Genomic DNA, 16,839 nt, shown 5'->3' with positions numbered 1-16,839 from the left:
AAAGAGTAATATTTTTGTTGAATATTACTTTTGAGTAATATAAAGTAGTGAATAGATAGTGAGGGTAATTCTGATGAATCACTAAATAAAGAAGAAGGAGGGATTCGATGCAACAACCGTTAAAAAAGTGGAAGCTATTGTTAGTCACTAGTGTTGTTATTATTTTATGTAGTTTGGGCTTGTTACCAAATGCAACAAAGGCAGCAGAAATTACAGTTAATGGAGAGGTTCTATCCTATATCCAATACCTAGAAGGAGATTCTGCAGGGATTCTCCATATATATAGTGGAGATTATTTAACAAAAAATTTTACCGATAGAGATAGTTTACCGACAGATGCGAAATGGATAACATTTTTTCCAATTACTCTGCCATTAGATAATGGTATAGAATACATGTTTAGTCGTGATGGAAAATCTGTAGAAAAGCAGTATGTTCACAATTGGACTGATATTCCTTCTGATGTTAAGTGGATAACAGTAAGTAATTTTGATGGTGATATTGGGAGTGGGAAAAACCCAATAACGAATCAAAAATACCGCTATAGTGTAGATGGTGTAAATATTGTGGAAAGTGCTACCGTTCCTGCTAATGCTTTATGGGCTAATTTAAGCTACTATGAAACCATTTCTAATGGAACACATAAACGTTTAAGGTATGAAAAAGTGAATTACACATTAAAATTAAATCCAACACCACCAGTGATCAATTTAACAAAGTCCCCTACAGGATGGACAAATGGTGATGTTACAGTTACGGCAAATATTAGTAGTGAAAGTGATTTGAAGATTCAAAAGTGGGATTATGGCATTCAAAATGAATCATATTTTAATACAGCTGGAAACTCATTAGTAGATTCTTTTGTTAGTATAGATCAAAATCGAACGATTACGTGGTATGCAAGGGATATTTTATTAAATTCAACTGTTCAAACGATTACTATTGATAATATCGATAAAGATGCACCAATCATTACAAGTGGCAATATGACCATAATTACCAATCAGAAATTAGAAGTTCCAATTACCATTACTGATAGTAAAAGTGGAGTGAAAACGAAGAAATGGGCATTTGGAAATCAAAATGAATCTTATTTTTTGACGGGAGGAAATCCGTTCACTGAGAATAAAATTGTTGTGGATAATTTTGGGACATATACATTGTTTGCGGAAGATCATGCAGGAAATAAGTCAATCTCCACCGTGCATTTATATTCAGCGGATTTAGAGGGCTTACATTTAAATGAAGGAACGCTTTCTCCACAATTTTCTAAAAAAATACTTTCTTATGATGTCAATGTAATGAACACAGTTTCAACCGTTACAGTGATACCAAATGCTATAGATTCAACTGCAACAGTTAAGGTTAATGGGAATCTAGTCAGTAGTGGTGCAACATCAGCTACAATTCCCCTTAATGTTGGAAGTAATACAATATTAATAGAAGTAACAGCTTTAAATAGCACAAAAAAGACATACCAAGTGAAAGTAACGCGGGCGCTATCAAGTAATGCTAATCTAATTAGTCTTACTTTAAGCTCAGGAATACTATCTCCTGAAATTAGCTCAGGAGATAGCAATTATACAGCAAGCGTAGAGAATGCCATTACTAGTTTAACAATAACACCAACAACAGCAGATGCTACAGCTAAAATAAAGGTGGACGGGCATGCGGTGAGTAGTGGCATAGCATCAAATCCGATTCCGCTGAATGTAGGACAGAATACGGTAACAATCGAAGTAACAGCAGAAGATAACACAACGCAGAGGACCTATACAATTACGATAACGAGATTCCCATCGAATAATGCTAACCTGAGTGATCTCACTCTAAGCACGGGGTCATTCCTTCCTGTATTTAATGGGGGAGATTTCACCTATACAGCAAGCGTAGAGAATGCTATTACTAGTTTAACAGTAACACCAACAGCAGCAGATGCCACAGCTAAAATAAAGGTGGACGGGCATGCGGTGAGTAGTGGCACAGCATCAGATCCGATTCCGCTGAATGTAGGACAGAATACGGTAACAATCGAAGTAACAGCAGAAGATAACACAACGCAGACCTATACAGTAACGGTAACGAGATTCCCATCGAGTAACGCAAATTTAAAAAGTCTAACGTTGAATTATGGAAATTTGAAGCCGTCATTTGATTCTCAAATTGAAAAATATTCAGTTAATGTTGATGTAAATGTGAATAGTATAGATTTAACACCAATACTGGATGACCATGATGCAACGCTGATGATTAATGGAATACCAAGCAGCAGTGGAAAGAAAATGACAGTGTCACTAAACTTCGGGGCAAATACTATTTTACTAGAAATAACAGCACCAGACGGGGTTACGAAAAAGAAATACAAAGTTGAAATATATCGTGAACAGCTACCAGCACCCGTAGATTCACCACAAATTCCAGGAAACTCAGCGCCTGTAGAGCCAGCAGCACCAGCACCAATAGAGCTTCCTCAGCTGGTACCGACTGATCCTAAGCAACCGCAAGAGCCCATTACAGATATTATCTTTTCAGACGTGCCCGTGCATCATTGGACTTACACAATGATTGGTGATTTTGCTAAACGTGGATATATTACAGGGTATGTGGATGGTACTTTTAAACCAAATGATCCGATTTCTCGTCAGCATGTTGCGTTAATATTTTCCCGTATTTTTAAACTAAATCCCATACAGGAAGCACAAACATTTAAGGATATTCCACTAAATCATCGGTATTATGAAACCATCAAGTTGGTGCAACAAGCTGGTCTGTATCAAGGTATTAACGGATACTTTAAGCCAAATGAAAATATGACACGTGCTCAAATAGCGAAAGTATTAGCTATAGCATTAAACTTATCACCAACGAGCACACATACATTTAAAGATATTCCATCAACACATTGGGCACATGACTATATTATCGCTCTGGCGGCAAATGATATTGCGTTAGGGGATAACGGTTACTTTAAACCAGAATCTTCAGTAACACGTGCCCAATTTGTAGCATTTTTATACAGAGCCTTACAACAATAATAAAATCCAACATGGTTCATATTTGTATAATTTTGTTAATCAACATGTGTGATTATGGGATAAAGGGGATGTTATGAGAAGAACATGGCAACAAGTGGTTTCGTTATTTGTCATCAGGTTGTTACTTATACAACCTGTGTGTGGTAATGTGACCGTATTTGCAAATATAAATGAGACACTTCATTTTACAATTACAACAGAATCCATCATCAGGTGACAATAAATACAAATGGTGGTACAATACTTCCGCCATTAGAGGTTGCTTATAATACAAAAATAAGTGATTTACCTTTGCCTACCAAAGATGGTTTTCGCTTTGGAGGCTGGTATGAGGATGCAGCATTTAAAATTAAGTGGGATGAAGATACAGTTATTCGAGAGAATTTAGTAATATATGCAAAGTGGATACCTTTGCCAGTGTACGAATCAGACACACCGCAGCACTGGTAAGGTTCGATGATATGGATAGCCATTGGGCAAAAGAGATAGTCGAGGAACTAGCGACACTAGAGATTATCCAAGGTTATGAACATGGGACTTTCCGTCCGAATGAACCAATTAGTCGAATGCATGTAGCAGTATTATTTGCTTGCACCTTCGAGTTTGAATCAATTCGCTCAGCAAAAGTCTTTTCTGATATAGCACCAAAACCTATCTACTATGAAGAGATCAACACGCTACAGCAAGGGGGAATTATTGATGGGTGGGGTGACACATTCCGACCATTAGAAGCTATTACATGTGCACAAGTAGCAAAAATTTTAGCAAAAACATTACAACTAACTTCTGAGGGTACAAGTTCATTTAGTGATGTTTCTAGTAATCATTGGAGCATGGATTATATTGCAGCACTAGAACAGGTTGAGATTGCATTGGGGAGTAATGGTGAATTTTATCCCAAAACGCCAGTAACACGTGCCGAGCTAGCGACCTTTTTATTCAGGGCACTCCAATTTTAACTATCTTTTGTGTAATCTAACAGCTTCACATCGTTATGAACACTGTAAAGTCGAATATTACTTTAAGTAATATAGATTAGCGATGAATAGATATTTTTATAATCACATTTGAAAGCTCATTAATTTAAAGAAGAAAAGTAATGGATATTACGTATAGCAACAAAGGGTAAAAATATTTTCTATTTGTAAATAGTCCAATAGATAGAAGAAATTATAAGTTAAATTAGTCTATTATTAGAAGTAGAAAAAACTGATTTTTCTATTTTTCTAGTTGTATATTACTTTAAAGTAATATAGAATCAAAAATAAGCAGTGATTATCATTAGCTTATCTGATGGTTGTTCACTCAATAGAGAAAAGAAAGTGAGGTGAAAAGTAATGATGTTTCCTCCAATGGGTTTCCCAAAAGGCGATACAAAGCCATTCGGTAAATAATTATTACCTCAAGGTCTGACTTTTTAGTCAGACCTCATCTTTTGAAATTTAATCAGGGAAGGCTGTTTACCATGCTTGAACCAATATATGAATTAGAAAATGTAACTTTCTACTATAAAAAAGGTAAATTTAAAGCAAATAATGGCATTTCATTGACTATATATAAAGGTGAAATAATTGGATTATTAGGCCCGAATGGTGCAGGAAAAACGACATTGATAAAGCAAATGATAGGACAGCTAGCACCAACAGAGGGATCCGTGAAATTTCATCAACAAGAAGTATCTAAGAATCCGAAGTATGTATTGAAACAGACTGCTTATTATTCACAGGAGACTTTTGCTTTATCATTTTTAAAAACATGGGAAGCCATTTATTTTACGGGTAGATTAAAGGGGCTTTCCAAAAAAGAGTCGAAGCAACAGACAGATAATATTTTGCTGAGGTTAGACATGGAAGCTTATCGAGATAAGCTACTGTCAAAGCTTTCGGGTGGTCAAAGAAGACTCATTAGTTTAGGAGCAACTTTGATTGGTCAGGCATCTGTTATGATTTTGGATGAGCCTACAAATGAGCTGGATCCATTAAAACGGAAATTAGTATGGGACATCATTCGTGAGCTTAACCAAAAGGGTACAACAATTATTTTAGTCACTCACAATATTTTGGAAGCTGAAAAAGTTGTTCATCGTGTAGCTGTTATAGATAACGGAAAGCTTTTAGCCATTGACCATGTCGAAAAGCTAAAGAGAAGAGTAGACCAAAGAATGCGTTTAGAAATTTATGCACAGGAGGCCTCTATTCACAATATCAAAGACAGACTGAAAGATTTTGGACAAGCAGAATTAGTAGAGGATACAAAACTCACGATGTTAATCGAGAAAAATATGGTTCGTACTATTGTTGAAATAATACAGGATGAGACATTGAACATTAACCAATACTCTCTGTTTCCACCAAGTCTAGAAGATGTCTATTCACTACTTCAAGAACAGCAAAGGAGTGAATAGTTAATGAATGCCTTTAGTCAATTCTTTGTTGAATTACTTATTTTATTTCGTATACAAATAGCTATTGTAAGGCACCAATTATTATGGATTATTGCAATGTCTTCCATTTTCCCAATAGTTACTTTAGTTTTTCTAGAATTTTTACTGGGTGAATCTAGCTCTGAACAATTGGCACGATTAATTATCGGTAATATGATTTTTAGTATTCTATTAATGGGGATGAATATTCTAGGGCAGGATATCTCGTATCAAAAATTTGGGGGCTATTTTACATATTACTCATCCCTTCCCATTCGAAAGGTTAATTTTATTTTATCTTTGTTGTTTTATGGTATTTTAACTTCCTTACCTTCGTTTATTATTGTATTTACGTTTGGTCAGCAAATTTATGGGGTGAATCTTCATTTTGAGTGGCTTTTACTACCAGTTGCTTTATTGGCGATTTTTAGTGTAGTAGGCATTGGTGTATTAATGGGTTTTTTATCTCCAAATCCTCAATTTACAAATATTGTAGCGCAATTTTTGTTGATGTTTGTTACTTTCTTAACACCAGTTATGATTGAACTGAAAGACCTTCCCATCGTTCTGCAGTGGATTTCCTACGTGTTACCTACAACATATGTAGCGAATGTATTACACGGTATGTTAACTGTTGGATGGACCAATTCTACATTCATAGATGTTCTTATCTTACTTATTTTTTCCTGTTTTTCTTATCTATTGATCAGTAAAAAAATACATTGGCGTGTTCAATAAATTATTTGAATAGGGAGTTAAATTTATAATGAAAACTTTTGAAACTAAGATAGATCAGTATGCTGAATTGGTCATAAAAATAGGTATTAATATTCAACAAGGACAGACTTTAGTGATTTCTGCCTCGATAGCTGCTGCTGATTTTGTTCGGAGGGTTTGCCGACATGCCTATCTCAATGGTGCACATTATGTTTATATAAAGTGGATTGATGAAGAGCTTGCTCGAATTGAATTTGAATATATGACAGAGCAAGGCTTAGCCTATACACCAGATTGGCTTGTGAAGGGGTATGAAGAAATGGCGAGTAGTGGTGCCGCTTTTCTTTATATTATTTCACCCCACCTGCAAAATATGGAGGGAATAGACCCTGTTAAGGTAGAAAAAGCAGAGTATGCTTCTGCACTTGCTTTTCGTTCTTTTACCGAAAAATTGATTAAAATGCAAGTTAGTTGGACTGTTATTGTTTATCCGACGGAGCAATGGGCAGCATCTATTTTCCCTGACTTAGAGCCCAAAAATGCTCTTGAGGAATTATGGGAAAAGTTTTTTGAAATACTAAGATTAAATGAAGAGAGCCCACTACAAGCTTGGGAAAAGCATGTTGAAACATTAAATAAAAGGGCCACGTTATTGAATGAAAAGCATTTCCGTTATTTACATTTCATTAGCGAAGACACAAATCTAAAAATAGAGCTACCACAAAATCATCGTTGGGTTAATGGCTTGGAAACGAATGACAAGGGAAGCTCATTTATTTGTAATATGCCGACTGAAGAAATTTATACGACACCACTCAAAAAAGGAGTAAATGGAATAGTCAAAAATACAAAGCCATTAGTTTATGAAGGGCAGATCATTGATCAATTTACACTTACATTTAAAGATGGTGAAATTATTGATTTCTTTGCAGAAAAAGGGATGGATGCATTCCAAAGTATTCTTCAAAAAGACGAGGGTGCTAGATATATAGGTGAGGTTGCATTGGTTCCTCATGATTCTGCAATCTTTGCGAGCAATCTACTATTTTATCATAATTTATTTGATGAAAATGCATCCAGTCATTTAGCCATTGGGCAAGCCTATACTTCAGGCTTGAAAGAAGATGGTGCAAACCTAGAAAACATAAATAATAGTATGATCCATATTGATTTTATGATAGGCTCACAAAACTTACAGGTGAATGGAATACGAGAGGACGGTACTGCCGAAGAGATTTTAGTGAATGGTGAGTGGGTAATTAAATAAGGGGGAAGATGAATGGAAATAGTGCAGTGTAAGACTGATAATGATTATGAAAAATTCGCTGTTTTCTTTTTGCAAAATAGAAATATATTTGACGATATGTATCCGATTTTAGATACACTTGGTAGTTTATATGTCATGATAGAGGAAACAAATCTGCTTCTCTTTCAAAATACACAGCAGGAAGTATTTGCTGCAGCAAGCTATACATTGGGTGTAAGAGAAGATCAATTTAAAAATAAACATATCGTTTTTATTGATTGCGCACTTTTAAAGAAAGAATATCAAAATAGTCGATCCTTTGTTAAGGGTTTTCTACAAATGCTAAAACATATTTTAGAAGAACACCCAGAAGTGAAGGAAGTCCAATTTTATGCTTATCGCCATCATGGCTATATTCACCGTCTTTATAAAAAGTTTGCCACTATTATAGATGAAAAAGAAGGATATTTTGGAATGCAAGATGTCTTCTCTGTGGAATTTCACAAATTGACTACTTTTTTAGAGGAATTTAATAAAAAACAAACCATTTAAACGGAATGGATAAAGGGCTATTTCAGGCAATGATTCTTTAAAAAATGCTACAATAAAAGAAAAAAAGAGGCGATGTACGTGAATAACGTCATTGATTTTATTGCAAAAAAAAAGGAACGTGAAGACMGAAAGCGTGCTCAGGATTTAGAACGTTATGTAGCTACACAATGTAATTTTCAACACCCTGAAAATATTGATGCTCTTGTAGAGGACAAATTGATTGAGGTTAAAGATCATACGTTATTTCTTGGCTTTCTATCCATTTTAAAGGATGAGCAAATAGAACCGTTAGATATTTTTCAAGATGTCTTTTCATTAGAGCCCTCTCGTTTTGAAATGTCCTACAATATGAGATGGTGGTCAGTTGTGCAATTGGCATTTACATTTTTAACAATTCTCAAGGAAAATGAGCCGCATACATATGCTGATTTTTTAGGTCTCTCCACATAATCTAAGTANGTSTMCGTCTGTAAAGCAAACGTACACATACTTAGATTTTTCTTATCTTCCCCCGCTAGCTTTACAAGCCTTCTTCATTTATTCATTAAATWCANAGATATTYAWAAKTCCTSAMWARTWTTTASWAAATAKKCTKAAYACMTMCAKASKTGSTTAAKKTTWRKTTTAWAACATAACGTTTGTAAGCAAATAAAAATAAAGCAAAACAAATGGAGGGTCCAACACATGGCAATTCAAAAACTGTGGAAAAAAGGTCTAATTGGTGCATTAGCTATTTCCATGTTGGCAGCTTGTTCTGACAGTTCATCTAGTGCAAATGAGGTAAACAAGGATTTATCGCTTGAGGACATTACAGAAAAAGCAAAGGAAGAGGGCACTGTTAATTCTGTCGGTATGCCAGATACATGGGCGAACTGGGTAGAAACCTGGGAGGAACTCGGGACCGAATATAGCATCAAACACAAGGATACGGACATGTCGAGTGCAGAGGAGTTAGCGAAGTTTGAAGCAGAGAAGGATGATGCTACGGCAGATATTGGAGATGTCGGGATTGCTTTTGGACCAATCGCTAAGGACAAGGGCTTAACATTACCATACAAAACGTCTTATTGGGATGAAATACCTGATTGGGCTAAAGATGATGAAGGACACTGGATTGTTGGCTATACAGGAACCATTTCTTTTTTGACAGATAAAAATAATGTGAAGAATGCTCCAACATCATGGGAAGACCTAAAAAATGGAGATTACACAGTAAGTATTGGGGATGCATTAACAGCTAACCAAGCACAGTTTGCCATCTTAGCAGCGGCTATAGCATTTGGTGGAGATGAGTCCAACATCCAGCCAGGTATAGATTTCTTTGCTGAATTAGCGAAGCAAGGACGTCTACAGGGAGATCCATCAGTAGCAARYMTRSMRWAWKSTGAAWKARATRWWRMRAWMYTATGGGACTTTAATGCATTAGGTTATCGTCATCAAATTGATGAGGACCGTTTTGATGTAGTGATACCTAAGGAGGGATCTGTCACTTCTGGTTATGCAACGGTAATTAATAAATATGCCAAAAACCCACATGCTGCCATGCTAGCACGTGAATATATTTTATCTGATGCAGGTCAAGAAAATTTAGCAAAAGGCTATGCGCGTCCAATTCGGGACGGAGTGAAATTACCACAGGATGTAAAAGATTTACTATTACCTGCTGATATGTATACGAATGCACAACCTGTTAAAGACCAAAAGAAATGGGAAGATACAACAAAGCAAATCCCTCAACTCTATCAAGAGCAGGTGTTAATCCATGCAAAATAACAAAGTGGTTCTCATTGTTATCGATGCCTTGCGCTTTGACACAGCCTGCACACATATGGGGTTCTTGCACCATTTAGTCGAGCGTCAGGTAGCTGCTCGCTATAAGGTTTGCTCAGAGGTGCCTTCTTTATCAAGACCATTGTATGAGACGATTTTAACAGGTACACCCCCTATTGTACAYKGCGTTACCAKCAATWTSACAGTKCGTTTATCGAAAGGGMAWAGTGTCTTTCATATYGCAAAKGAGMATGSTTTAACTACAGCAGCCTCCGCCTATTATTGGGTGAGTGAGCTTTATAATAGAGCGCCATTTAATCATATGGAGGACAGGCTACAACTCGATACACATTTACCAATTGAMAATGGTATGTTCTATTTTGAGGATCATTATCCAGATAGTCATGTAWTKRCYKATGYAGYATGSTTAAKGGSTCAWAAGYARCYTGATTTCCTGTATATTCATCCAATGAATGTKGATGATGATGGTCACAAATTTACGGCAGATTCTGCTCAATATCGCAATCGAGTTTTAGCGATGGATGCTTTACTATCCTTGTTTATTCCAAAGTGTATGGCGCTGGGCTATGAGGTTATCGTTACGGCTGATCATGGCATGACAAGAGATGGTAATCATGGCGGTACCACACATGAGGATCGTCATGTCCCGCTATTTGTCATTTCAGATGCTGTAAAGGCTGGCATAAAAGAAGGCATTATTTCTCAATTACAAGTTGCACCACTGTGCTGTCATTTATTAAATATCAAGCCTGCTGAAGATATGGTACCACTCCTGTTAGAAGGTGTGTTTACAGCAAAAGAGGTTTAAATAATAGTAGTCGCTCTTATTATAAGGAGCGGCTATTATCCCCATGAGCCGCAAGTCATTTATAGAAAGAAGTGAGTGTGTTGATATCGAAGCGGCAATCCATTGCTTGGCTTTCGCCTTTTCTTGTATTACTATTACTGTTTTTCTTAGTACCGCTCCTATATATGCTCATTACAAGCTTTYAAAATAGTGAGGGCTTTACTCTGAAGCAGTATGAATCAATTTTTACGAACGWCTACATTCKKCAAGGKTTKAAAAAKAGTATTACKTTATCTGTKATCTCAGCTATGATTGCGTTACTTATCACCTTGTTTGCAGTTTATGCCATGATGAAGTTTTCAGAGCCAGTACGGGAGAAGATTTTAATACTTACGAACTTAACCTCCAATTTTTCAGGTATTCCGCTAGCATTTGCTTTTATCGTTTTACTTGGCAATAGTGGTTTATTTACATTGTTATTTGACAAATGGGATATTGAGGCGTTGACATCCTTTTCATTATACAGTTGKAGCGGTTTGTTACTTATTTACATTTACTTTCAGCTGCCATTATCACTAATGCTTCTATATCCCATTTATGATGGAATTCAGCAACAGTGGAAGGAGGCGGCAGCTCTTCTTGGTGCATCTAGCTGGCAGTTTTGGATGAAAATTGGTCTCCCTGTTATGCTCCCAGGAATTGTGGGAACCTTTAGTGTATTGTTCGCCAATGCAATGGGCGCGTATGCCTCTGCTTATGCATTAACAAGTAGTAATTATAATTTAGTGGCGATTCGTATAGGCTCCTTAATAAAAGGTGATATTTTTGCTCAGCCAGAGCTAGCCAGTGCCATTGCAGTTATATTAGCAGTGACAATGGTAACGGCCATGCTGATCAGTGAGTGGAGCATCTCTAAAACAAGGAGGAAAGTAAAATGAAAAAGCGTGGTTTGGCTGATTTCTTTTTCCTTCTGCTCGTGGGATATTTACTATTACCTGTGTTAGCAACAATGCTCTATGCGTTTGCAACAAAATGGAATAAAACGATATTGCCAGAAGGACTCACACTAAAATGGCTTTCCACATTGTTTCAGGATACCGATTTTATTCAGGCATTTGGTCGTTCAGTATTTTTAGCAGGGGGGGCAGTTAGCATTGCACTCCTTGTCATTGTGCCAGCCATTTTCGTCATCGTCCTATACTTTCCAAGATATGAAAAATGGATACAGATGGCAGTGGTGATGGTGTATTCTTTTCCAGGAATCATTTTAGCTGTAGGGCTTATACGCGTTTATAGCCAAATAGGTATACCGATGATATTTGTTGTTTTAGGTGCCTATGTTGTGGGAATTCTTCCTTATATCTATCAAGGTACACGAAATAGTTTAAGAAATATAGATGCGAGGCAGCTACTTGATGCCGCTCAATTACTAGGCGCATCCAAAAGGCAGGCATTCACAAAAATTTTACTGCCTACCGTTTATCCAGGCTTATTTGCAGGGGCATTGTTATCCTTCTCTGTCTTATTTGGTGAGTTTGTCTTAATTAATCTTGTTGTAGGTTCTCGCTTTGAAACCGTTCAAATTTATTTAATGAAAAAGCTTAGCACAAGTGGACATATTGCTAGTGCTGTTGTTTTCATCTATCTCGTGCTAATGGGTCTTTTAACATTCGTCATTGCTATCGTAACGAAACGATCGAAAGGTGCTACAAATCTATGAATTATCTTGTTATTGAAGGGCTTCATAAAAAATATGGACAAGTATCTGTCTTAACCAATATTCATATGGAAATTCAAAAAGGAGAATTTATCACACTATTAGGTCCTAGTGGTTGTGGAAAGAGTACGATTTTGCGTATTGTTGCAGGCTTAACAGATGCATCGGCAGGTAAGATTTTGATTGAAGGAAAAAATATGAGTGGCGTACAACCGAAGGATCGTCAAGTGGGTATGGTCTTTCAATCCTATGCACTTTTTCCTAATATGACTGTGCTCGAAAATGTTGCTTTTGGTTTGCGTATGCAAAAAGTTAATACGGCAGATATAGAGCAGCGTGTTCATGAAATGCTAGCGCTTGTTCATCTAAGTGAGAAAGCTAATGCGTACCCGAAAGAATTATCGGGAGGTCAACAGCAGCGTGTTGCTCTAGCCCGTGCATTAATTGTCCGACCTAAAGTACTGTTATTAGATGAGCCGCTTAGTGCGCTTGATGCTCAAATTCGCAAAAAACTTCAAGCAGATTTACGAGCAATTCAGCGAAAATTAAATATGACAATGATTCTAGTTACTCATGATCAGGAAGAGGCAATGGCTGTTTCGGATAGAATATTTGTCATGAATAATGGCAGCATTGCCCAAAATGGTACGCCAACGGAAATCTATACGAAACCAAATAATGAATTTATTGCTAATTTTATCGGTCATTATAATGTTTTTCCTCGCCAAACTTTAGAAAAAATGCTTGGAGCATCTTTAATAGAGCAAGCCACGAAATTTGCTATACGACCTGAGGCGTTACATCTCGATCAACGAGATGGGGACTTATGTCTCTTTGGGGTTGCCAAACAATCATTAATGAGCGGCAATATTATTCGTACTACGTTTGAAGGAGAAATGGCGTTTACAATGGAACAACTGCATCAACAAGGGTATTCGATTGAAATGGGAAAATCCTATAAGTGTTATGTCGCACAAGAAGATGTGATTGCGCTATCATGACTTACGCTAAACTGGAAAGATTTGAATTTATTTTAAAACAATTAGATTCTGAAGGGAAAATTATTGTTGCCAATATTGCCGATGCCCTTCAGGTAGCACCAGAAACAATTCGCCGAGACTTTGATGAATTAGAACAACAGCATTTATTATCAAGAGTTCATGGCGGGGCTATTAAATATACGAATGTACGTAATGAACCGGTATTTTTACGCAAGCTACAAATGCACAAGGACGCAAAGAGACAAATTGCTCGTATTGCTGCAAAACGCATTTGCGACGGCGATACTATTGCAGTAGATACAGGTACTACAACAGTACATATAGCCGATTTTTTACTAGCTGTGGAAGATATAACGGTTGTAACGAATTCAATTGCAGCAGCTATTCAATTTAATTTAGCCATAGAAGAACGACGCATGACAGGCAAGGTCATATTACTAGGAGGTACGGCGAATCCAAAACAATCTTCTGTTGCAGGTGCTATGACGTTAGAAATGCTAGATAATATGAATTTTGATAAGGCCTTTTTATCGTGTGGTGGCATTAGTGAGGGCATTGTTTATGATTACGATTTGGATGAATCTCTTATTTCAAAGAAAATGCTCAAGCATAGCAAAGTGAGTTATTTATTAGCCGATGCATCTAAAATTAATGGCAAATCATTTTTTCAAATCTGTCATCTTGATGAATGTACAGAAATTCTTTGCGAAAGCACTTGTCCATTAGAATGGCAGGCTTATGAGGAAAAATGGACGATATGTAATGGAGGGAAGAGTGGATGACAATTGATTATCATGTACATTTAGAAGAGGGACCTTATTCATTTCGCTGGCTAGAGCGTACATCGCAGGCACTGGAGTTTTTTCATTCGAATGATGAAACGGAAAAAGGCTCCAAACAACAAATAACTTGTCATTTACAGCGGCTAGCAAGGCGTGTGAAAAATGGCTGTTATAGTGAGGAATGGTTGGATTTATATCTCGAACAGGCAAAGCAGCTTGGCTTACGTGAGGTGGGGATTGTCGATCACTTATATCGTTTTCAAGAAACGCGTGCCTATTTTGAGCGATTTATGAGGCTGGATGAAAGTAAAATTGGACAAATTCAGCGCTATTGGCTGGATCGTGTGATGACAGAAAATATGGATGCTTTTGTGACGACCATTCAGCAGGCAAAGGAAAAATGGCGTCAACATGGCATTACACTGAGACTTGGTATAGAGGCAGATTATTTTGTTGGTGGTGAGGAGGAATTAACTGCTTTGCTAGCAGGTTATCCTTGGGATTATGTAATTGGTTCTGTTCATTTTGTTGATGGGTGGGGCTTTGATAATCCACAAACAAAGTATCTTTTTGAGCAAATGGATCAACACTCTTTACAACAAAATTATGAGCGTTTTTTTAAAGTAGTAGAGAAAATGATTCTTTCCAATATGTTTGATTTTGTTGCCCATTTAGATAATTTTAAAGTATTTAATTATCAGGTGGAGGATCGTGCGTTTCTTGAAGTTTGGTATAAACGTATTGCAAAGGCACTAACGTCTACTGAAACCGCCACTGAAATCAATGCCGGGCTGTATTATCGTTACCCTGTACAGGAAATGTGCCCGGGTCCTCGTTTTTTACAAACCTTACTTGAGCATGGAGTTGCTTTTACTGTATCCTCTGATGCACATTTCCCAGATGATTTAGGTAAATATACATTTGCCAATACAGAGCTGCTAAAGGGTTATGGCGTTCAAGCTATTGCCTCCTTTGAACAGAGAGTGAAAAAAATGATGACGTTATAGGTTGAGTAAAGGGCACTAAAGCTTCAATGTAGTGCCTTTTATTCGTATTACATAAGTACAATTTTACTCGCATACAAATGATTAAATTCATTTTTATAATGTGAGGCGATTCAGATTGACATCTATTAAAGAACAACCCTTTTTACCTATTATTATACAATCGGGTCAGCATGCATACGGGGTAGCACGCTCATTTTATGCAGCCTACCGCATGAAAAGTCTTGTCATTGAGCCAGCAAAAAAAGGGAGGACGATGCGCTCACTCCTTTTGAAAGGCTCACAGGGAATTGCCACGCAGAATAGCGGTATTCTGGATTTTCAATACGTTGAACATTTAGATGATCCTACCCGTTTTGTACAAGCGCTAGTGGGATTGGCCATGCAGTGCCAACAAAAGAAATTGATTTTATTAGTTTGTGACTGCTACTATGCAGAGCTTATCATTGAAAATAAAGAGCAGCTTGAAAAGTACTTTATTTTACCTTACATTGATCAGGCTTTACTAAATAGGGTGCAAACAAAGGAGAAGTTCTACAGGCTTTGTGATAAATATCAGTTAAAATACCCCAAAACCATCATTATAACAAAGGAACATCATTCAAATAGAGAAATTCCAATCCAGTATCCCATTATTATTAAACCCTCCAATACCGTGGCCTATACGAACTGTTCCTTTCCTGAAAAGAAAAAAATATATCTAGTGCACGATGCAGATGAGATGCAGGACATCATTGGCTGTATTTATCGTTCTAGCTATCAAGACACCTTAATCGTTCAAGAATTTATTCCAGGCGACGATTCCTATATCCGTGTTCTAGATGTATATGTAGGAAGAGATCGAAAAGTAAAATTAATGTGTCTTAGCAACAAGCTACTCGAAGATCCATCTCCACAAAACAAAGGTATTTCTTTAGCTGTTATGACCGATTATGATGAACAGCTAATGGAATCCATTCGGCATTTTTTAGAGGACATCGGCTATACGGGCTTTGCTAATTTTGATATGAAATATGATGCAAGGGACGGGAAATACAAGCTATTTGAAATGAATTTGCGAGCAGGGGCTTCAAGCTACTATGTGACCGCAAGCGGGTATAATTTAATGCAATATGTGGTGGATGATTATTTATACCAGGTTAATCATGAACGAACATATGTCCAGACGAAGCATGTATGGTCACTACTTCCTTCAAAAACACTATTTAAATACATGAAGAATGAAAAATTAAAAATAGAAGCAAAGCAATTAATGAAAGAAGGGCAATACACGGATGCATTACTATATAAAGAAGATATGAATATCAAGCGTTGGATAAAGCTGAAATTGTATCATTCATATTTACAGATAAAATACAGCAAGTATTTTAACAAAAGCAATGGTTAGCATATGTGAAATGAAGGATAGGGCTTTAAGATTCGTATTTATTATTTCATTTTGTTAAGTGATTTAGATATTGAAAAGCGTTATGAGACATTAAATTTAGGTATAGAAAATGCTTTAATAAGAATGAATCAAAGAAAGGATTATCTTTTAGATGAAATTGTTTTAGAAAGCTTCGAATAGCTGATAAATAAAAATTGGTACCTTCAAATATAGTAAAAAAATATTGTAGTACTTTATTGGAAATAACGGATGAATTGCGCAAAAATAAAATTGAAAATGATGGGTATTTCAATTTGTTAAAAATAATTAGTGAATATAATATTGATTATGCTTATAAAATCTTTTAATAGCGAGTTCACATGTGTATGACAATAGGGTTAGGAAAGACTCTTTTGAGA

Annotated in this window: 16 protein-coding genes and 2 pseudogenes; all 18 read left to right on the top strand. The window is 36.5% G+C overall.

Annotated features, from left to right (window positions below):
- The first annotated feature begins 107 nt into the window (after nucleotides 1–107).
- The 18 genes and pseudogenes from ACHZEU_RS08005 (at nucleotide 108) to ACHZEU_RS07920 (ending at nucleotide 16,621) form a co-directional block, all read left to right on the top strand.
- Complete coding sequence (locus ACHZEU_RS08005; RefSeq protein ID WP_279494255.1) at nucleotides 108–3,035, top strand: cadherin-like beta sandwich domain-containing protein; 2,928 nt, start codon at nucleotides 108–110, stop codon at nucleotides 3,033–3,035.
- A 73-nt stretch (nucleotides 3,036–3,108) separates the two neighbouring features.
- Complete coding sequence (locus ACHZEU_RS08000) at nucleotides 3,109–3,252, top strand: hypothetical protein (RefSeq protein ID WP_279494256.1); 144 nt, start codon at nucleotides 3,109–3,111, stop codon at nucleotides 3,250–3,252.
- A complete protein-coding gene (locus ACHZEU_RS07995) occupies nucleotides 3,249–3,485 on the top strand; it encodes an InlB B-repeat-containing protein (RefSeq protein WP_004225880.1) in 237 nt (78 codons plus the stop codon). The genes ACHZEU_RS08000 and ACHZEU_RS07995 overlap by 4 nt, the downstream gene beginning before the upstream one ends.
- Before the next feature lie 11 nt (nucleotides 3,486–3,496).
- A complete protein-coding gene (locus ACHZEU_RS07990) occupies nucleotides 3,497–3,994 on the top strand; it encodes an S-layer homology domain-containing protein (RefSeq protein ID WP_279494258.1) in 498 nt (165 codons plus the stop codon).
- A gap of 506 nt (nucleotides 3,995–4,500) precedes the next feature.
- On the top strand, nucleotides 4,501–5,439 hold the full coding sequence (locus ACHZEU_RS07985; RefSeq protein ID WP_004225877.1) for an ABC transporter ATP-binding protein: 939 nt from the start codon (nucleotides 4,501–4,503) through the stop codon (nucleotides 5,437–5,439).
- 3 nt (nucleotides 5,440–5,442) lie between these two features.
- Entirely contained in the window at nucleotides 5,443–6,195 is a 753-nt protein-coding gene (locus ACHZEU_RS07980; protein WP_004225875.1) for an ABC transporter permease, read from the top strand.
- Between the two features lie 28 nt (nucleotides 6,196–6,223).
- Nucleotides 6,224–7,441 (top strand): aminopeptidase, encoded by a 1,218-nt coding sequence (locus tag ACHZEU_RS07975; protein ID WP_054550552.1) that lies wholly within the window; start codon nucleotides 6,224–6,226, stop codon nucleotides 7,439–7,441.
- Between the two features lie 12 nt (nucleotides 7,442–7,453).
- Nucleotides 7,454–7,972 carry a hypothetical protein gene (locus ACHZEU_RS07970; RefSeq protein WP_054550553.1) on the top strand — a complete coding sequence of 173 codons (519 nt, stop codon included), beginning with the start codon at nucleotides 7,454–7,456 and terminating at the stop codon, nucleotides 7,970–7,972.
- 72 nt (nucleotides 7,973–8,044) lie between these two features.
- Complete coding sequence (locus tag ACHZEU_RS07965) at nucleotides 8,045–8,422, top strand: ELKS/Rab6-interacting/CAST family protein (RefSeq protein ID WP_231595587.1); 378 nt, start codon at nucleotides 8,045–8,047, stop codon at nucleotides 8,420–8,422.
- Nucleotides 8,423–8,656: 234 nt separating this feature from the next.
- A pseudogene (locus ACHZEU_RS07960) lies at nucleotides 8,657–9,745 on the top strand (ABC transporter substrate-binding protein).
- Nucleotides 9,735–10,571, top strand: a pseudogene (locus tag ACHZEU_RS07955) (alkaline phosphatase family protein). The pseudogenes ACHZEU_RS07960 and ACHZEU_RS07955 overlap by 11 nt, the downstream one beginning before the upstream one ends.
- 71 nt (nucleotides 10,572–10,642) lie before the next feature.
- A complete protein-coding gene (locus ACHZEU_RS07950; RefSeq protein WP_404804330.1) occupies nucleotides 10,643–11,488 on the top strand; it encodes an ABC transporter permease in 846 nt (281 codons plus the stop codon).
- Nucleotides 11,485–12,270, top strand: a complete 786-nt coding sequence (locus ACHZEU_RS07945; RefSeq protein ID WP_048391486.1) for an ABC transporter permease — start codon at nucleotides 11,485–11,487, stop codon at nucleotides 12,268–12,270. Before ACHZEU_RS07950 ends, ACHZEU_RS07945 begins: the two co-directional genes overlap by 4 nt.
- On the top strand, nucleotides 12,267–13,268 hold the full coding sequence (locus ACHZEU_RS07940) for an ABC transporter ATP-binding protein (RefSeq protein ID WP_404804329.1): 1,002 nt from the start codon (nucleotides 12,267–12,269) through the stop codon (nucleotides 13,266–13,268). The genes ACHZEU_RS07945 and ACHZEU_RS07940 overlap by 4 nt, the downstream gene beginning before the upstream one ends.
- Nucleotides 13,265–14,050: a DeoR/GlpR family DNA-binding transcription regulator gene (locus ACHZEU_RS07935; protein WP_279494262.1), complete on the top strand. Its 786-nt coding sequence runs from the start codon at nucleotides 13,265–13,267 to the stop codon at nucleotides 14,048–14,050. Before ACHZEU_RS07940 ends, ACHZEU_RS07935 begins: the two co-directional genes overlap by 4 nt.
- Nucleotides 14,047–15,057, top strand: a complete 1,011-nt coding sequence (locus tag ACHZEU_RS07930; RefSeq protein WP_279494263.1) for a histidinol phosphate phosphatase domain-containing protein — start codon at nucleotides 14,047–14,049, stop codon at nucleotides 15,055–15,057. Before ACHZEU_RS07935 ends, ACHZEU_RS07930 begins: the two co-directional genes overlap by 4 nt.
- A gap of 115 nt (nucleotides 15,058–15,172) precedes the next feature.
- Nucleotides 15,173–16,441, top strand: coding sequence for an ATP-grasp domain-containing protein (locus tag ACHZEU_RS07925; protein ID WP_279494264.1), 1,269 nt, complete (start codon nucleotides 15,173–15,175; stop codon nucleotides 16,439–16,441).
- Nucleotides 16,442–16,492: 51 nt separating this feature from the next.
- Entirely contained in the window at nucleotides 16,493–16,621 is a 129-nt protein-coding gene (locus ACHZEU_RS07920) for a hypothetical protein (RefSeq protein WP_255409654.1), read from the top strand.
- Nucleotides 16,622–16,839: the final 218 nt, after the last annotated feature.

The sequence above is a fragment of the Lysinibacillus sp. S1 genome, assembly GCF_044986265.1.
Taxonomy (GTDB): Bacteria; Bacillota; Bacilli; order Bacillales_A; family Planococcaceae; genus Lysinibacillus; species Lysinibacillus capsici.
Note: the sequence above shows the minus strand (reverse complement) of the source record. Positions and strands in the feature narration are given on the sequence as shown.

Excerpts from the sequence above, each read along its gene's own strand:
- ACHZEU_RS08000 (WP_279494256.1), top strand. The coding sequence starts at position 3,109 with ATGAGAAGAACATGGCAACAAGTGGTTTCGTTATTTGTCATCAGGTTG.
- ACHZEU_RS07980 (WP_004225875.1), top strand. The coding sequence starts at position 5,443 with ATGAATGCCTTTAGTCAATTCTTTGTTGAATTACTTATTTTATTTCGT.
- ACHZEU_RS07985 (WP_004225877.1), top strand. The coding sequence starts at position 4,501 with ATGCTTGAACCAATATATGAATTAGAAAATGTAACTTTCTACTATAAA.
- ACHZEU_RS07935 (WP_279494262.1), top strand. The coding sequence starts at position 13,265 with ATGACTTACGCTAAACTGGAAAGATTTGAATTTATTTTAAAACAATTA.
- ACHZEU_RS07945 (WP_048391486.1), top strand. The coding sequence starts at position 11,485 with ATGAAAAAGCGTGGTTTGGCTGATTTCTTTTTCCTTCTGCTCGTGGGA.
- ACHZEU_RS07990 (WP_279494258.1), top strand. The coding sequence starts at position 3,497 with ATGGATAGCCATTGGGCAAAAGAGATAGTCGAGGAACTAGCGACACTA.
- ACHZEU_RS07940 (WP_404804329.1), top strand. The coding sequence starts at position 12,267 with ATGAATTATCTTGTTATTGAAGGGCTTCATAAAAAATATGGACAAGTA.
- ACHZEU_RS08005 (WP_279494255.1), top strand. The coding sequence starts at position 108 with ATGCAACAACCGTTAAAAAAGTGGAAGCTATTGTTAGTCACTAGTGTT.
- ACHZEU_RS07930 (WP_279494263.1), top strand. The coding sequence starts at position 14,047 with ATGACAATTGATTATCATGTACATTTAGAAGAGGGACCTTATTCATTT.
- ACHZEU_RS07975 (WP_054550552.1), top strand. The coding sequence starts at position 6,224 with ATGAAAACTTTTGAAACTAAGATAGATCAGTATGCTGAATTGGTCATA.
- ACHZEU_RS07970 (WP_054550553.1), top strand. The coding sequence starts at position 7,454 with ATGGAAATAGTGCAGTGTAAGACTGATAATGATTATGAAAAATTCGCT.